This is a genomic window from Bradyrhizobium sp. SZCCHNR3119 (genome assembly GCF_032487775.1).
In the GTDB taxonomy this organism is placed as follows: Bacteria; Pseudomonadota; Alphaproteobacteria; order Rhizobiales; family Xanthobacteraceae; genus Bradyrhizobium.
Map to the genome: position 1 here is coordinate 347,137 of NZ_JAUEUV010000002.1, position 15,306 is coordinate 362,442.

Genomic DNA, 15,306 nt, shown 5'->3' on the forward strand with positions numbered 1-15,306 from the left:
AGCATCTCGATGGTTGAGGCATCGGTCGACGTCTTTGTCCCGTATCTGACCAATCTCTCCGGCCTGCTCGATCGCGCGGCGGCCTATGCCGATGCGCAGCACATCGACGCTGCCGCGCTGCTCGCGATGCGCCTTGCGCCCGACATGTTCAATCTGACGCGCCAGGTCTGCGAGGCCAACCGTCACGCCATCATCGCCTGCGCATTGCTGGCGGGGCAGGCGGCGCCCGCGACGGAGGAAACAGATGCCGACATCCCGGAATTGAAGGCGTGGATCGGCCGCGCCGTCGCCTTCGTGCAGAGCCTGCCGGTGGAGGCAATTCAGGCCAGCGCCGATCGGGAGGTCGTGTTCACCTTCCGCAGCGGCGCCACACGCGCATTCACGGGGCGATCGCTGCTGCTGACCTTCAGCCTGCCGCAGTTCTTCTTCCACGTGACGACGGCCTACGACATTCTGCGCCACGCCGGCGTGCCGCTTGCCAAGCCGGACTTTCTCGGGCCGCCGCGATCGGTGTAGGGCGTTACTTCTCGCCGACGCCGGTTGGCAGGAACGGGACGATCGGGCCCCGGCCGGTCATCTCGCTCTTCAGGGCCTCGAACCGCGCATGTGCTTCGGCCGCGCGGTCGTCGGCGAATTTGATCGCTGCCCCGGCGCTCATCGGGCCATTGCTGACCGTCGCCGAACCGGCGCCGACGGTCTCGTCGACATAATGGCCATCGTCGCCTCGGCGTACGGTCCATTTGAAACGGATGGCGGCCATCGGTCCCGGGCCGGTCTTGCTGTAGCCGTCGGCGGCCGCGATCTGGTCGCTATCGAGTTCGGCGGCCGTCTCCACAACATCGGGAGACACGGCTTTGCCCGCGTCCGGCAACAATTCCGGCCTGTGCAGGATGCTCGCGATGGTCGCCAGCGCATGATCGGTCGCAACACTCATCAGCAGCACCCCCTTACTGACGCGCGCAAATGCGGGCTGCCTATGCCGATGGTTGTAGCCGGTTTTCGGGGTCTCCCGCAATATGACGATTGGATGGCGAAGCTGAATGGGCCGGATGTCACGCCGGGCCGGCCCAGAGCTGCCGACCCAGTTTGGGAAATGGCCGCAAATCCTTGGACTCCTTGTCCGAATCCGGTGCGGCCAAGATCGTCAGAGCACGTCCTTGTTGATGACGTTCTCGGCGATCGGCGCGCCGTCGAGCACGCTCAGGATGTTGCGGGCGGTCTGCTCGCTCATCCGATCCACCGCCTCGCGGGTGACGCCGGCGACATGCGGGGCCATGATCACGTTGGGAAGGCTATGCAGCGCATGGCCGACCGGTGGCGGCTCCTGCTCGAACACGTCGAGGCCGGCGCCCGCGATCTTTTCCGTGACCAGCGCGTCGTACAGCGCCGCCTCGTCGATCAGGCCGCCGCGCGCGGTGTTGATCAGATAGGCGGTCGGCTTCATCAGCCGCAGGCGTGCCGCGTTGAACATGCCGACGGTCTCCGGCGTCTTCGGGCAGTGGATGCTGACGAAATCGGCGCGCGGCAGGGCGGCATCGAGATCGGCGACCGGCTCGCAACCGGCCGCCGTGATCTCCGCGGCAGGCTTATAGGGATCGTAGACCAGCACCTGCATCTCCATCGCGAGGCACCGCTTGGCGGTGCGGGTGCCGATGCGGCCGAAGCCGATGATCAGCACGGTCTTGCCGTAGAGATCGAACGGCAGCACGCCGAGCCGCGAGGCCCAGGTGCCGTCCTTGACCATCGCGTGCATCTCGTTGGCGCGCTTGGCCAGCGTCAGCATCATGAACAGCGCCTGCTCGGCGACGGAAGGGGAGTTCGCCGTGCCCGCCACCATCAGCGGCACCCTGCGCCGGCTCAAGGCGGGAACATCGACCGCGTCGTAGCCGACGCCGATGCGGGTCACGACTTCGATGCCGCCGGAGGAGTCGAGTTCGGGTTCGCCGAACCGGGTCGCGCCGAGCGCGACGCCGTGCACCGGCGCATGCGTCTGCAACAGCGCATTGAAGTCGGCGGCCGAGATCATGTTGGAGAACTCGACCATCTCGACGTCGTCGCGCGCCGCGAGCAGCGCGCGGCCTTTGGCTGAGAAGGATTCGGTGACGAGGACTTTCTTCTTGTTGCTTGCAGCCGTGTTCGTTGTCATTTCCTGCCCTTGAAGCACGTTCTTGTCGGCCTCGTCAGATGACGAGGCCTGTGGCTTCATTTAGCAGGTGCATATTATTGAGGTCCATCGCCATTCTGAGCGGGGCACCATCGCGCGCGGCGGCGTTCGGACTGACGCGCCCGCAGACCTGGGTGGCATCGAGCGTGAAGTAGACCAGCGTCTCCATACCCATCGGCTCGGTCACGTCCAGCATGGCTTCGAACGGCTCCACGCCGGGCTCGGGATGCGGCCTCGCCTCGGCGATGTGTTCGGGGCGGATGCCGAGCAGCAGCGGCTCATTCCGCGACACGGACTGATAGCGCGCGGCCCGCGCCGGCGGCAGCGGAAACGCCAGGCGATCGGTCAGCCTCACGTGCAGCCGTCCGCTGGCCTCTTCCAGCCGGCAGGGCAGGAAGTTCATCGCGGGCGAGCCGATGAAGCCGGCGACGAAGCGGGTGGCGGGGTGATGATAGAGCTCGTTCGGGGTTCCGATCTGCTCGATCCGTCCCTTGTTCATGACCACGACGCGATCGGCCAAGGTCATCGCCTCGACCTGGTCGTGGGTGACATAGACGGTGGTGGTGCGCACCTTCTGGTGAACCTTCTTGATCTCGATCCGCATCTGCACCCGCAGCTTGGCATCGAGATTGGAGAGCGGCTCGTCGAACAGGAACACTTTCGGATTGCGCACGATGGCGCGGCCCATCGCCACCCGCTGGCGCTGGCCGCCGGAGAGCTGCTTCGGCTTGCGATCGATCAGGTCGGTGATGTCGAGCATGCGCGCGGCTTCCGTGACCCGGCTCTTGATCTCGGCCTTGGGATAATGCTTCAGCCGCAGCCCGAACGACATGTTCTCGGCGACCGTCATGTGCGGGTAGAGCGCATAGTTCTGGAACACCATCGCGATGTCGCGGTCTTTCGGCGGCACGTCGTTGACGACGTCGCCGCCGATCATGATGTCGCCGTCGGAAATATCCTCAAGACCGGCGATCATCCGCAACGTGGTCGACTTGCCGCAGCCGGAGGGACCGACCAGCACGACGAATTCGTGGTCGGCGATGTCGAGATCGATGCCTCGGACAGCCTCGACATCGTCGTAGCGCTTTATCACCTTCCGCAAGCTGACTTCCGCCATCGCGCTCAACCTTTCGTCGCGCCGGCGGTCAGGCCGGCAATGTAGTAGTCCATCAGGAATGCGTAGATGATCAGCGGCGGCGCGGCGCCAAGCAGCGCGCCGGTCATGATCTGCCCCCAGTTGAAGACGTCGCCCTTGATCAGGGTGGTGACGATGCCGACGGGCAGCACCAATTGGTTCTCCGAGGTCGTGAACACCATGGGATAGAGGAACTGCGCCCAGGAGACCGTAAAGGCGAAGATGGTCGCGGCGATCAGGCCGGGCAGCGCGACCGGAATGAAGATCCGCGTCAAGGTCTGCAGCCAGGAGGCGCCGTCGATGATCGCGGCCTCGTCGAGCTCCTTCGGGATCGAGGCGAAATAGCCGATCATGATCCAGGTGCAGAACGGCACGGTCAGGGTCGGATAGACCAGCACCAGCACGTACCAGCGGTTGATCAGCGGGATGCCGGTCAGCTCGCTGAAATGGGAGAACATCTTGAACAGCGGCAGGAACAGCAGCGAGTCCGGGATCAGATAGGTGAGAAACACGCCGGTCGCGAGCGTCGCCGAGCCCCAGAACTTCATGCGCGACAGCGCGAACGCCGCCGGGATGCTGATCAGCATCGTGATGATCACCACCAGGACGGAGACCAGTGCGGAATTGAGGAAGAAGCGCAGGAACCGGCTCGAGCCAAGCAGTTCGGCATAGTTCGACAAGGTGGGATGGAACACCCACCACGGATTGGTCGCCGCCGAGATCTCGGCGCTGCCCTTCAGCGATGTGATCAGCATGTAGAATGGCGGCGTCAGCGAGACGATCGTGAACAGGATCAGGAAGAAATAGGACCAGCGCAGTGCCCATGCGCGGTCGCGGCTGATGCTGCCGCGGCTGACCGTGCGGCTCGGGCCGGCCTTGTCGACGGTGAGCGTGCTCATCAGGCTTCGTTCCCTCGTTTGGAGACATCGCGCAGGATGAAGATCGCGGCGATCGCCAGGATCGGGAACATGAACAGCGACACGCTGGCACCGAGCGGAATGTCGCCGCTTTCGATGCCGAGCTTGAAGGCCCAGGTCGCGAACAGATGGGTGCGGTCGAGCGGCCCGCCCGAGGTCAGGATCCGGACGATGTCGAAATTGGCAAAGGTCACGATCAGCGAGAACAGCGTCGTGATCGCGATGATGTTGCGCATCATCGGCAGGGTCACGTACCAGATGCGCTGCCACCAGTTGCAGCCGTCGATCGCCGCCGCCTCGTATAGCTGCTCCGGGACCGACTTCAACGCCGCCAGGTACATGATCATGAAGAACGGCGCACCGTACCAGACATTGACGAGGATGACGGAGAACCGCGCCCACAGCGCGTCGGCGAGCCAGGGAATCGGGCCGATGTCGAAGAACGAGAGCGTGTAGTTGAACGCGCTGTAGGAGGGGTCGAACAGCCACAGCCAGGCCAGCGTGCTCATGGCGGGCGGGATCACCCACGGCACCAGCAGCATGCCGCGCCATTTGCGCTGGCCCTTGGCCGGGATGTAGTGCACGAAATGGGCGACGATGAATCCGATCAGCGCCTTGAAGACGACAGCCGTGATCGCGAAGATACAGGACTGCTTGACTACCATCCAGAACGTGTCGCGCTTGAACAGGAAGGTGAAGTTGCCGACGCCGACGAACTTCGTCATCGCCTTGTTCAGGGTCGCCAGATGCAGCGAGTAGAACGCGGGATAGACCACGAGCACCGCGATCAGGGCGATCAACGGCAGCGTCATCAGGAACGCGACGGTGGATTTGCGCTTCAGCGCCTTGTGCAGCGTCGTACGTTTTGCCGGCGACGAGCGGGCGATCCGGTTCTGTTGAAAGGCGACATCGGCCATGAAGCAGTCATCCTTGCAGGATTGCTCGCCGCCACGCCGATTGGTGCGACGTGATGCGGCTGATCGGGGGCAAACAGGTGAGGGCGGGGCGGCCGGCTGATGGCGCGGCCGCCCCTTCCGCAAACGGAGTCCGGCTAGCTGCGCAGGAAGCCTTCACACTCGCCCTCGGCCCAGGCGAGCGTGTCCTCCATCTTCTCACCTTGCGCATAGCGCAGGCACATCTTGGTCTGCGTGGCCTGGAAGTAGATCTGCTGCGCGATCTTGGGCGGCGCCGGCGATGCCGCGATCGACAGCGTCTGGTGATGGTAGGGGTTCGGATAGTGATAGAGCGTGCCCTTCGGCGGCTCGGCATCCGCCCAGATCTTCAGCGTGGTCAGCTTCTCGAAGGCCGGCAGGTCGTAGCCGCCGCTGGCATTGACCATCTTCTCGATCGAGGCCGGCTTGGACAGATGCACCAGCAGGCTCTTGGCTGCCTCCTTGTTCTTGGAGAAGCTCCAGATCGACCAGAAGTAGGGCAGGAACGGCGCGTAGCGTCCTTTCGGGCCGATCGGGAAGCCGTGGGTCCAGAGCTGCTCGGCGACCTGCGGCGCGTCGCGCTTGGCCACCGCCCAGGCGCTTGGCGGGTTCATGATCATCGCGCCCTTGCCGGCGACCAGCCATTTGTTGTTGGAGGCGTCGTCCCAGGCCGCGACATCCGGCGGCAGGAACGCGATCAGCCGCTTGTAGAAGTCGAGCGCCTGCCGTACCGCATCGGTCTTGACCGTGATGTCACCTTTGGCATTGACGAGATCGGCGCCGAACGCCTGGAAGAATGCGCCGGCTGAATCGACGCTGTCGGTCGTTTCGCCGAGCCCGATGCCGAACGGATAACCGCCCTTGTGGCAGGCTTCGGCCGCCTTGAGGAACGCGTCCAGCGTCCAGTTATCAGCCTTGGGCGGCGAGCCTGCCGGATACATCTCCTGCACGTCGATCCCGGCATATTTCTTCATCAAATCGATGCGGGAGCAGGGGCCCTTGATCTGGCTGCCGACACAGGCCGGCACGCCCATCCACTTGCCATCGAGCATGCCGAGATATTTGACCGTGCCGTTGACATCGCCGTTCTCCTTGATGATCGGCTCCATGATGTCGTTGACCGGCTCCATGAGGTCCGAGTTGGAGTGACACCACCAGGTCGGCATTTGGAAGATGTCATGGCCGGACTTGGCCTGCGCCTCGGCGGCGATGGTCACGAGGTTCTTGTTGCCTTGGCTCGTGATGTAGTCGATCTGGACTTCGACCTTCTCCTTCTCGCCCCATTCCTTGACGAGATCAGTCGATGCCTGGTTGGCTCCGGGCACCCAGTGGTCCCAGAAGCCGATCGAGACCTTTCCGGCGGCATGGGCACTGCGGACGTAAGGCGCGGCAACGAGCGCGGTGGTGGTAGCAGCGGTAGCGGCAACAAATTGTCGGCGAGTAAGCTTCCTCCGTAACATGGCGTTCCCTCCCTGGTAGGCCAATCGGATTCTGTTTGAGCAACTCCCGTTGTTTTGAATTGCGGCCTCATGGGCCTGTTCGAGAGTTTGCTGATCGCAATCAGAGCAGAATTGCCGGCGGCTGTCGAGAAACGAGGTGAGGCCAAATGTTGAACTGATGGCTTGCGCCGAAAGTCGGAGACGGTAGCTGAAGCTGCATTGCAGCGACGCATCTTTCGCGCTGCACATCTGCAGAGACGATCGAGCGAGGTTGGCCGGAACTACCAGGATGCCTGTCCTACTCTTCTGAAGCGTGGCAATGCAGCGCGTTGCGAGAGATGGACTTGGGCGTTACGAGACCGGTAAGATTCGAATCGAAAATCGGGATCGCCTATCCAATGATCTGGCGTCGGCCGACTTGCTCAGCTAACCCGCCACGGAGACCCGCCCATGACTTTCCCTATGCCGACGATGCGCAAGCGATGGCGGCTGTGCATTGCAATAGGGATCGGGCTGCTGACGAGCGGAACACTCAGCCTGCCGCGGCAGGTTGACGCGCAGGGGCTGTTCAAGGGAGTCGAGCAGGGCGCCCGCGAGGGTAACAAGGCTGCCGGTCCGGTCGGCGGTGTGCTGGGCGGCGCGATTGGCGGCGTGGTCGGTGTGGTTACCGGCGTGACCGGAACCCTCACCGACACCAACAGCCGGTCTGGCACCAACAACCAGAATGCCCAGCCTGCGCCGGCCCCCAACGAAGCGCAGAAGGCGAAACCGGCAAAGCCGGGCAAGGCCAGCAAGTTGGCCAAGGCGCCGGCCATGCTGACCCAGCAAGGCGTACCGCAGCTCACCGCCGAGCAGATCGTCGCCAACAGCGACGCCAATATCGAGCGCATCAAGAAGGAACTGAGCCTCACCCCGGAGCAGGAGAAGCACTGGGGAGCGTTCGCGAGCGCGATGCACTATCTCGGCCACAATGGAGCCGACCGCCTGAACCTGCGCATCGCCCGCGCCAAGCGCGATCCGCCCGACGACATCATCGAGCAGATGCGCAATGAGGCGCAGTTCCTGGTCGATCGCGCCGCAGACCAGCGCAGCGTCGCCGATTCCGCCGACCCGCTCTATATGAGCCTCGACGATAAGCAGAAGCAGATCTTCATCGACGAGATGGTTCGCCTCAGCCACGAGCGCGGCCTGGACTAGGGCGTGGACTCATAAACTCTAGTCCAGAGGCGCGCTGAGGCGAGTGCGACCGCAGCGAGGAAGTTGCATGCGAGCTTGTCGAAGCGGGTGGCGATACGTCTGAAATGCTTGAGCTTGCAGAAGAAGCGCTCGACCAGGTTGCGCTGGCGATAGATGCGGCGGCTGACAGAGCGTTGGATCACTCGCTGGCTGGTTGAAGGAATATGAGCCTTGGCACCGCTGGCCCGGATCATGTGGAGGAGAGCATCGGCGTCATAGCCACGATCGGCGACGACATCGCGGCATTTGAGGCCTTCCAGCAGAAACGACGCAGCGCGCAAGTCGTGAGCCTGACCGGGGGTAAGCATCAACCGAACCGGCAACCCATTCTCATCGACGACGGCGTTGATCTTGGTGCTCAGTCCTCCACGAGAACGGCCGATGGCGTGATCTTCGCCCCCTTTTTACCCCCGGCAGCGTGCTGGTGAGCCCGGATGATTGAACTGTCGATCAGCGCCATCGAGTGCGGCGAGCGGGCCGCCAGGGTCTCGAAAACCCGCAGCCAAACGCCTGCCTTGGCCCAGCGATTAAAGCGGTTATAGACCGTCGTGTAAGGACCGTAGCGCTCCGGGAGGTCGCGCCAGGGCGAACCCGTTCGAAGCACATAGAAAATGCCGTTAAGGACCCGCCGGTCATCCACTCGCGCGACGCCGCGAGACTTGTTCGGCAATAGAGGCTTGATCAAAGCCCATTCTCCGTCGCTCAGATCGAACCGCGCCATCCCACCCCCCAAATCTCTGCGGGAGTGAATCACTGTTCGCCAGCTAACGGAATCCCTTTATGAGTACAGAACCTAGGCCGGCGGGTAGGCCACGGGCAGGACGGATGAGCGCCATACGGCGAGCTGAAGTCGCGTGGCATAGGCCGTTCACCGGTCTCTACCCGCGGCCCGGGCGCCCCGCGTGCGCACAGAGTGCGGGCGCCTGGCGCCACGGAAATGGGATCGGCCTCTTACGGCAGGCCCGGCGCCCACATCAGGGCAAGCTGCTGGCCCTCGGCGATCTGAGCGGGCGACATCTTGAACGCCACCGCATTGCGCAGGCGCAGGTAATAGTCGCGGTCGCGCCGCGAAGCCCGGGCGGCGCCGAGATTGAGCCACTTGTAGGCCAGCACGAAATCCTGCGGAACGCCATGACCCTTGTCGTACATCAGCCCGAGCATGACTTGGCCGAAGGGATTGCCGCAAACCGCAGCCTTCATGTAGAGGTCGACCGCTGCCACATAGGCCTGCGGCGCGCCGTAGCCGTTCTCATACATGAAGCCGAGAAAGGATTGTGCCTTGGCATTGCCGCGCAGCGCGAGCGGGGTCAGGATCCGCACGGTCGTCAGATAGTCGCCGCGAGCGTAGGCCGAGGTCGCCCGCGCCACGCCGTCTGCGCGCGCCGGCTGGATCGAACCAAGGCTGCAGGCGACGAGCAGGCCGAGCACGAGTTGCGAACAGCGGAGCTTGATCCGGTCGGCCATGTCAATGAACCGTGTGCATGGTGAGGTCGTCGGTACTCGCTCCCACGCTGCCGCGCAGCTTCGACCGCAGTTCCTCGGCCACATGGTGGGCATCGGTTCCGTTGCGGATGATCTGCGGCCGGATGAAGATGATCAGCTCGGTGCGCGTGCCCTTCTTGTCCTGATATCCGAAAGCGTCGCCGAAATGCGGGATCTCATCCAAAATCGGAATGCCGTTGCGGCTGCCATTCTGCTGCTCGCTGATCAGACCGGCAAGCAGCACGGTCTGTCCGGACACGACCGAGACCGAGCTCTTGACCCGCCGCTCCGAAACGGTCGGCGTCAGGCTCGTGGCAGTCTGCGGCGAGACGTTGCTGATCTCCTGCTCGACCTCGAGCCGGACATTGCCATTGGCGTTGATCCGCGGCGACACCCGGAGGATGATGCCCGTATTGCGATAATCGATGGTGTTGACGACCGTGTTGCTCGAACTCAGCACCGTGGCGCTGCCGGTCGAGACCGGGACCACGTCGCCGACCTGCAAGGTCGCAGCCTGATTGTTGATGACGACGAGCGAGGGGTTCGACAACACCTTCACGCTGGTGACCGCGTGCAGCGCATCGAGAATTGCCTTCGGGTTCGAATCCGATCCAATCAAAAAGTTGAATCCGGGGAAGGCGCGATTGATCAGCGCGTTCGTCACGGTGGACGTCACGCCGTTGACCGTCGACGTTGTCGATGTCGGCGCGGAGGTGGACTGCGTGTTCAGAAGCGAGCTGTATTTGCTGGTGATGTAGAACTGGACACCATAGCTGAGCTCGTTGGTCAGCGTCACCTCGGCAATCGTCGCTTCGATCGCGACCTGCAGCGGCGCCTGGTCGACCTGGCGCAGCGTCCCCTCGATGATCTTGTAGTTGGCCTGGTCGGCATAGATCAGGAGCGTATTGTTGACGACGTCGGGCGTGATGCGCACGCCCTGCAGGAGCGCCTGCCCGTTGCCGCCGGAGCCGCTGCGGCTGCTGTCGAGCGCGTCGGGCCCACTGCTTCCGCTGCTCTTGCCGGTCGTGCCGGCCGACTGCGACTGGCCGAAACCGGACATGCCGCTGCTCGAGGAGGTGCCGGACTGCCGGGAGCCGAAGCCGTTCGACTGCGAGTTCGACGAGGAATTCGAGTTCAGCGACAACCGGTCCGCCACACTCGATGAGGTCGTCGATCCCGATCCTGGTGCGAGCTGATTGTCGGCGCTGTCGAGCGAGGACGAGGACGAGCCGCCGATGAACATGTCGTTGAGCACGCGCGCGATCTGCTTCGCCTCGCCGTACTTGACCTGATAGACGTGGACGCTGTTCCGGGCCGCGTCCTCGCGGTCGAGGCGCTTGATCCAGGTCGCCGCAGTCTGCAGCAGCGCCGGCTTGCGGCTGACCACCATGATCGCATTCATCCGGGCCACAGCCTGGAACTTGAGCACGCCCTGGCTCAATCCGGATTCTCCGGAGTCCATGATCTTCTCGAGTTCGGCGATGAGAGGCTCGGGTGCGCTGTTGCTGAGCGGATAGATCCCGACCGACTGGCCGCGCATCCAATCCACGTCAAAGCTCATGACCGTCTCCACCGCATTGCGCCGCTCGGCGCCGGTGCCCTGAATCAGCAGCAGGTTGCGGGTGGAATCGGCGCGTACGCTCCCGGGTTTGGTGGCGAACGAATCCATCAGCTTGAGGATGGTCGGCGCCGACACATATTGTAAGGGCACCACCGAGACGCCGTAACCGGGCTCAGGATTGGCCGCCTCCGCATCGACCCGGCCGGCGCCAACGGCGTCGCCGAGCGGCGTCAATCGATAACCGGTCGCATCGTGAATCAGGACCACGCCGCTCAGCCGCAGCGCATTCTCCAGCACGAAGACGATATCGGATTTCGGCACGGGCCGGACCGAGACCAGGCTGACCGTGCCCTGGACCCGGGGGTCAATCGTATAGCCGGTGCCCAGGATGTCGCCGAGCACCACCTTGGCAACGGTGCCGACCGGCGTGTTTTCGAAGTTCAGATCATAGCCGCCGCCGCTCGCGACCGGGCGGGGCCGCGCGTCGGGAACGTCGTTGATCTCGGTCCCTTCGTAGACTGCAGCGCGGCTATTGCGCGGGGTGGCCGCCTGCGACCCGCCCGGGCCGTCCGCCTGACGCGGCATGATATCGAGCGATCGCACCTTGTCGAGCGGATCGATATCGCCCGGAGCGACAGTGCCGACAGTTGCAGAATTGCACGCGGACAACAGGGTCAGGATGCCCCATGCTGCCGCGATCGCGACAACTCTCGGACGCAAATCGCCTTTAGCCGTCTGAGACCGGCGCTTATAGCCAACACGCACCATACTTTCGCCGATCAACTCCAAAGAAAAGCACCGTCACGGATCGCGTGAGGCGTTCCCTGGCGTGTTGCCTGCCTAGCGCGCCAATATGACAGAACGATTAGAGCGCGGCCCGTTGTCGCGAATGAGTGGTGACTGTGGCATTCCGGCCCGGTGGACGGAGCCGATCCGTTTCGTACGGGTGTCATATTCGAGATCGATAAGCAGGGCTCCGGCGATCCGCGGCCTGACGGGCACGCCCCGCCGCATCCGCTCACCACGCAGTGCGACTGGAAAGACGCATGACCGGTCATCAGTCATTGCCGTTTGTCGAGCATCTTCGCCAGATGCGGCACCTCAAGGCGGCAGCCGCCACGGAAGAAGCCGGCGGGGGCGGAAGTCCGGCGATAAAATTGTGGGAGCTGACGGACCTGTCGGCGAACGAGTTCGCGGACGAAGCCGCACGGTTTTATGGGCTCGATCGTGTTGCGTTACAGGACCTGTTGACCGCCGAGCCGCTGGTGGCTCCGTTCTCGCAGCGCTTCCTGCGCGAGACCCTGCTGTTTCCATACCGGGCAGAGGGTGGAGGCGTGATTCTCGCCGTCGCCGACCCGACCGACCAGGCCGCACGCCGTGCCGCCGAGATCGTGCTGGGAGGCGACTTTGCGCTCCAGGTTGCCTCCTTCGAGGACCTGTCGATCGTGCTGGACCGGCGGCTTGCCGAGGACGGCAATGACGGAGGGCAGGGCGAGGCTGAGGGACTGCCGCAGCTTCGCGAAGACGACATCGAGAGCCTGCGGGACCTCGCCAGCGGCGCGCCGGTGGTCCGCGCCGTCAACGATCTCCTGGAGAAAGCCGTCGAACTCCGGGCCAGCGACATCCATATCGAGCCGTTTCAGAGCGGCCTCGTCGTGCGCCTGCGGATCGACGGCCTGCTTCGCCCGGTGCCGGCGCCGGCCGGCGTGCTGCCACAGGCCGTGATCTCGCGCATCAAGATCGTCGCCAGCCTCAATATCGCCGAGCGGCGATTGCCGCAGGACGGTGCGGCCCGGTTGCGCGTCGGCCGCACCGACATCGATATCCGCGTCGCCATCATGCCGGCGCAACACGGCGAATCCGCCGTCATCCGCATCCTGCCCAAGGATCGTGGGCTGCTGGTCATGGACAAGCTCGGCTTTTCAGCGACCGACGAGGTCAAGCTGCGTCGGTTGCTCAAGCTGCCGCACGGCATGATCGTCATCACCGGACCGACCGGCAGCGGCAAGACCACGACCCTCGCCACGATTCTCTCCATCCTCAACGAGCCGACCCGTAAGATTCTCACCATCGAGGATCCGGTCGAATATGAGATCCCCGGCGTCAACCAGTCCCAGGTCAAGCCCGCGATCGGGCTGACCTTTGCGACGGCGCTGCGCTCGTTCGTCCGCCAGGATCCGGATGTGATCATGGTCGGTGAGGTGCGCGACGCCGAGACAGCCCATGTGGCCGTGCACGCCGCGCTGACCGGTCACTTGGTCCTGACCACGTTGCACACGGAAACCGCGGCGGCGGCCTTGCCGCGCCTGCTCGATCTCGGCATCGAAGCCTATCTGTTGCGATCGACCTTGCGTGCGGTGATCGCACAGCGCTTGGTGCGGCAGCTCTGCGAGCGCTGCAAGACGGCGCGGCCGTTGACGGACGCGGATTTTACCGAGGACCCGCGGCTTGCGGCGCTCGGCCTGCGCGCCGGCGAGATCACCCATCATCCCGTGGGATGCGAACGCTGCAGCGGCTCCGGCTATCGCGGACGGCTCGGCGTGTTCGAAGTGCTCGAGGTCGACAACGAGCTGCGCAGCCTGATCGGGGAGAAAACCGACGGTCATAAGATCGACCAGGCGGCCATTCGGGCGGGCATGACGACGATGCTCGACGACGGTCTTGCCAAATGCCGCGCCGGATTGACCTCACCCGCCGAAATCCTTCGGGTCACGACAGCGCGCTGAGGTGAACCGTGCCCAATTTCCGCTATCGCGCGCTGACGCAAAACGGCGAGATCGTCCACGGCACGCTGCAGGCCCCGAGCGCGCGCGAGGTCGCCGCGCGGATCGAATATCTGCGGCTGTTGCCGATCGAGACCATCGAGGACAAGAAGCCGTCGTCTTCCGTCGGCTTCGGTCCGTTCAATCGGCCGAGCGCCGCCGAAGTCACGACGTTCACCCGCGATCTGGCCTTGCTGCTTCGCGCCGGTGCGCGGCTCGACGATGCCCTTGAGCTGCTTGCCGGAGATGCCGACGTCGGTCGGCTCCGTCCCGTGGTCGCCAAGCTGCGGGTCGCGCTGTTGAGCGGCGAAAGTCTTGCCGACGCCGTTGCTGCGCATCCGGAGCTGTTCCCGGCGATGTATGTGGCTTTGGTTCGTGTCGGCGAGGTCTCCGGCACGCTCGATCAGGTGCTGGAGGCGCTTGGGGCCGAGCGCGCGCGGGCCGAGCAGACGCGCCGCAAGCTGACCGATGCCATGCAGTATCCCGTCTTCGTGCTGATCGCAGCCGTCTGCGTGATGCTGTTCTTCATCCTGGTCGTGCTGCCGCAATTCTCCTCCGTGCTGCAAGATTTCGGCGGCAAGTCCGACACTGCGCTTGGCTTCTTCATCGACCTGTCGGATGCGATGCACGCCAACGCCGTCGCGCTCTCGCTCGGGGCTGCGGCGGTCATTGCCGGCGTCTGGTGGCTGTTGCGCAGGCCTGCCACCCGCGCGGCCATCATCAGCGCCGCCGCCCGCGTTCCGGGCATTGCGGGCATCTTTCAGTTCTACCGGACCAGCCTGTTCTGCCGGAATCTCGGCGTGCTGCTCGCGAGCGGCGTCAGCCTGACGGCAACGCTGCGCATCCTGATCGACATCATGGCGGTGACCGGCAACGTCGCGACCTGGTCGGCAGCGGCCGAGCGGGTGAGACATGGCGGCAAGCTGTCCGATGCGCTTTCGGCCGCCAGCAGCCTGCCGCCGATGGCGGTGCGGATGCTGCGGCTCGGCGAGGAAACCGGCCAGCTGCCCGCGCTCGCCGCACGCGTCGCCGAATTCTACGAGGCCAAGCTCCAGCGCAGCCTCGATCGGATCGTGGGCATCATCGGCCCGCTCGCGATCGTCACGATCAGCACCGTGGTGGGCGGGCTGATCGTCTCGGTCATGACCGCGCTCTTGTCGGTTACCCAACTCGTGGGATGAAGGGGAAGACAATGTCGAAACAGAATTCTGCCATGTCGCCGAGGCGATACGGCGCCAACGCGCAGAGCTCGGAAGCCGGCTTCACGCTGGTGGAGATGCTGGTCGTGATCACGATCATCGGCCTCATCATGGGCCTGATCGGTCCGCGCGTGCTCAATTATCTCAGCGAGTCCAAGGTCAAGGCGGCGAAGATCCAGATGCAGAGCTTCGCCAGCGCGCTGGACCTCTACAATCTCGATACCGGCCGCTATCCGTCCTCCGCCGAAGGCCTTGCCGCCCTGGTGCGGCCTACCGGCGGCGGCGCCTGGAACGGGCCTTATCTGAAGGGCGCCAGCGTCCCCAACGACCCTTGGAATCATGCTTACATTTATCGTGTGCCCGGCGAACACGGCGCTTACGACATCGTATCGCTCGGCTCCGACGGCCAGGAGGGCGGCAGCGGCGCGGCCGCCGACATTTCGCTCGATCGTCTCAGCGCTTCGGCTACGAATTGAAAC

14 protein-coding genes are annotated in these 15,306 nt (G+C 64.2%); 5 read left to right on the top strand and 9 right to left on the bottom strand.

Annotation, left to right across the window (positions count from 1 at the left end):
* Nucleotides 1–9: 9 nt before the first annotated feature.
* A complete protein-coding gene (locus QX034_RS28855; RefSeq protein WP_315730039.1) occupies nucleotides 10–516 on the top strand; it encodes a DUF1993 domain-containing protein in 507 nt (168 codons plus the stop codon).
* A gap of 4 nt (nucleotides 517–520) precedes the next feature.
* Here QX034_RS28855 and QX034_RS28860 read toward each other — a convergent pair whose 3' ends face one another.
* The 6 genes from QX034_RS28860 to QX034_RS28885 all read right to left on the bottom strand — a co-directional run bounded on the left by QX034_RS28860 (nucleotide 521) and on the right by QX034_RS28885 (nucleotide 6,608).
* Entirely contained in the window at nucleotides 521–934 is a 414-nt protein-coding gene (locus QX034_RS28860; protein WP_315730037.1) for a hypothetical protein, read from the bottom strand.
* Between the two features lie 210 nt (nucleotides 935–1,144).
* A complete protein-coding gene (locus QX034_RS28865; protein ID WP_316196199.1) occupies nucleotides 1,145–2,146 on the bottom strand; it encodes a hydroxyacid dehydrogenase in 1,002 nt (333 codons plus the stop codon).
* 34 nt (nucleotides 2,147–2,180) lie between these two features.
* On the bottom strand, nucleotides 2,181–3,281 hold the full coding sequence (locus tag QX034_RS28870; RefSeq protein ID WP_315730034.1) for a sn-glycerol-3-phosphate ABC transporter ATP-binding protein UgpC: 1,101 nt from the start codon (nucleotides 3,279–3,281) through the stop codon (nucleotides 2,181–2,183).
* Nucleotides 3,282–3,286: 5 nt separating this feature from the next.
* A complete protein-coding gene (locus QX034_RS28875) occupies nucleotides 3,287–4,198 on the bottom strand; it encodes a carbohydrate ABC transporter permease (RefSeq protein ID WP_315703996.1) in 912 nt (303 codons plus the stop codon).
* Nucleotides 4,198–5,133, bottom strand: coding sequence for a sugar ABC transporter permease (locus tag QX034_RS28880; protein WP_315703995.1), 936 nt, complete (start codon nucleotides 5,131–5,133; stop codon nucleotides 4,198–4,200). Before QX034_RS28880 ends, QX034_RS28875 begins: the two co-directional genes overlap by 1 nt.
* A 134-nt stretch (nucleotides 5,134–5,267) precedes the next feature.
* Nucleotides 5,268–6,608 (bottom strand): ABC transporter substrate-binding protein, encoded by a 1,341-nt coding sequence (locus QX034_RS28885; RefSeq protein ID WP_315728949.1) that lies wholly within the window; start codon nucleotides 6,606–6,608, stop codon nucleotides 5,268–5,270.
* 429 nt (nucleotides 6,609–7,037) lie between these two features.
* Here QX034_RS28885 and QX034_RS28890 point away from each other — a divergent pair, with 429 nt between their 5' ends.
* Nucleotides 7,038–7,784, top strand: coding sequence for a Spy/CpxP family protein refolding chaperone (locus QX034_RS28890; protein ID WP_410053068.1), 747 nt, complete (start codon nucleotides 7,038–7,040; stop codon nucleotides 7,782–7,784).
* Here QX034_RS28890 and QX034_RS28895 read toward each other — a convergent pair.
* The 3 genes from QX034_RS28895 to gspD all read right to left on the bottom strand — a co-directional run bounded on the left by QX034_RS28895 (nucleotide 7,781) and on the right by gspD (nucleotide 11,634).
* Nucleotides 7,781–8,544, bottom strand: a protein-coding gene (locus QX034_RS28895; protein ID WP_315704591.1) for an IS5 family transposase whose coding sequence is annotated in 2 segments (ribosomal slippage) — nucleotides 7,781–8,220 and nucleotides 8,220–8,544 — 765 coding nt in all. Because the reading frame shifts where the segments join, the coding sequence is not laid out codon by codon here. The two genes, QX034_RS28890 and QX034_RS28895, sit on opposite strands and share 4 nt — an antisense overlap.
* Before the next feature lie 230 nt (nucleotides 8,545–8,774).
* Nucleotides 8,775–9,287 (bottom strand): tetratricopeptide repeat protein, encoded by a 513-nt coding sequence (locus tag QX034_RS28900; protein ID WP_315728950.1) that lies wholly within the window; start codon nucleotides 9,285–9,287, stop codon nucleotides 8,775–8,777.
* Between the two features lies 1 nt (nucleotide 9,288).
* The gene (gene gspD, locus QX034_RS28905) at nucleotides 9,289–11,634 is read right to left on the bottom strand and encodes a type II secretion system secretin GspD (protein ID WP_315703992.1); all 2,346 of its coding nucleotides are present in this window, start codon (nucleotides 11,632–11,634) and stop codon (nucleotides 9,289–9,291) included.
* A 278-nt stretch (nucleotides 11,635–11,912) separates the two neighbouring features.
* Here gspD and QX034_RS28910 point away from each other — a divergent pair, with 278 nt between their 5' ends.
* The 3 genes from QX034_RS28910 to gspG are packed head-to-tail and all read left to right on the top strand — an operon-like array spanning nucleotide 11,913 to nucleotide 15,303.
* Nucleotides 11,913–13,592, top strand: coding sequence for a GspE/PulE family protein (locus QX034_RS28910; protein WP_315728951.1), 1,680 nt, complete (start codon nucleotides 11,913–11,915; stop codon nucleotides 13,590–13,592).
* A gap of 8 nt (nucleotides 13,593–13,600) precedes the next feature.
* Nucleotides 13,601–14,809 carry a type II secretion system F family protein gene (locus QX034_RS28915; protein ID WP_315728952.1) on the top strand — a complete coding sequence of 403 codons (1,209 nt, stop codon included), beginning with the start codon at nucleotides 13,601–13,603 and terminating at the stop codon, nucleotides 14,807–14,809.
* A 32-nt stretch (nucleotides 14,810–14,841) separates the two neighbouring features.
* Nucleotides 14,842–15,303: a type II secretion system major pseudopilin GspG gene (gene gspG / locus QX034_RS28920; RefSeq protein ID WP_315703989.1), complete on the top strand. Its 462-nt coding sequence runs from the start codon at nucleotides 14,842–14,844 to the stop codon at nucleotides 15,301–15,303.
* Nucleotides 15,304–15,306: the final 3 nt, after the last annotated feature.

Excerpts from the sequence above, each read along its gene's own strand:
- QX034_RS28855 (WP_315730039.1), top strand. The coding sequence starts at position 10 with ATGGTTGAGGCATCGGTCGACGTCTTTGTCCCGTATCTGACCAATCTC.
- QX034_RS28860 (WP_315730037.1), bottom strand. The coding sequence starts at position 934 with ATGAGTGTTGCGACCGATCATGCGCTGGCGACCATCGCGAGCATCCTG.
- QX034_RS28865 (WP_316196199.1), bottom strand. The coding sequence starts at position 2,146 with ATGACAACGAACACGGCTGCAAGCAACAAGAAGAAAGTCCTCGTCACC.
- QX034_RS28870 (WP_315730034.1), bottom strand. The coding sequence starts at position 3,281 with ATGGCGGAAGTCAGCTTGCGGAAGGTGATAAAGCGCTACGACGATGTC.
- QX034_RS28875 (WP_315703996.1), bottom strand. The coding sequence starts at position 4,198 with ATGAGCACGCTCACCGTCGACAAGGCCGGCCCGAGCCGCACGGTCAGC.
- QX034_RS28880 (WP_315703995.1), bottom strand. The coding sequence starts at position 5,133 with ATGGCCGATGTCGCCTTTCAACAGAACCGGATCGCCCGCTCGTCGCCG.
- QX034_RS28885 (WP_315728949.1), bottom strand. The coding sequence starts at position 6,608 with ATGTTACGGAGGAAGCTTACTCGCCGACAATTTGTTGCCGCTACCGCT.
- QX034_RS28890 (WP_410053068.1), top strand. The coding sequence starts at position 7,038 with ATGACTTTCCCTATGCCGACGATGCGCAAGCGATGGCGGCTGTGCATT.
- QX034_RS28900 (WP_315728950.1), bottom strand. The coding sequence starts at position 9,287 with ATGGCCGACCGGATCAAGCTCCGCTGTTCGCAACTCGTGCTCGGCCTG.
- gspD (WP_315703992.1), bottom strand. The coding sequence starts at position 11,634 with ATGGTGCGTGTTGGCTATAAGCGCCGGTCTCAGACGGCTAAAGGCGAT.
- QX034_RS28910 (WP_315728951.1), top strand. The coding sequence starts at position 11,913 with ATGACCGGTCATCAGTCATTGCCGTTTGTCGAGCATCTTCGCCAGATG.
- gspG (WP_315703989.1), top strand. The coding sequence starts at position 14,842 with ATGTCGCCGAGGCGATACGGCGCCAACGCGCAGAGCTCGGAAGCCGGC.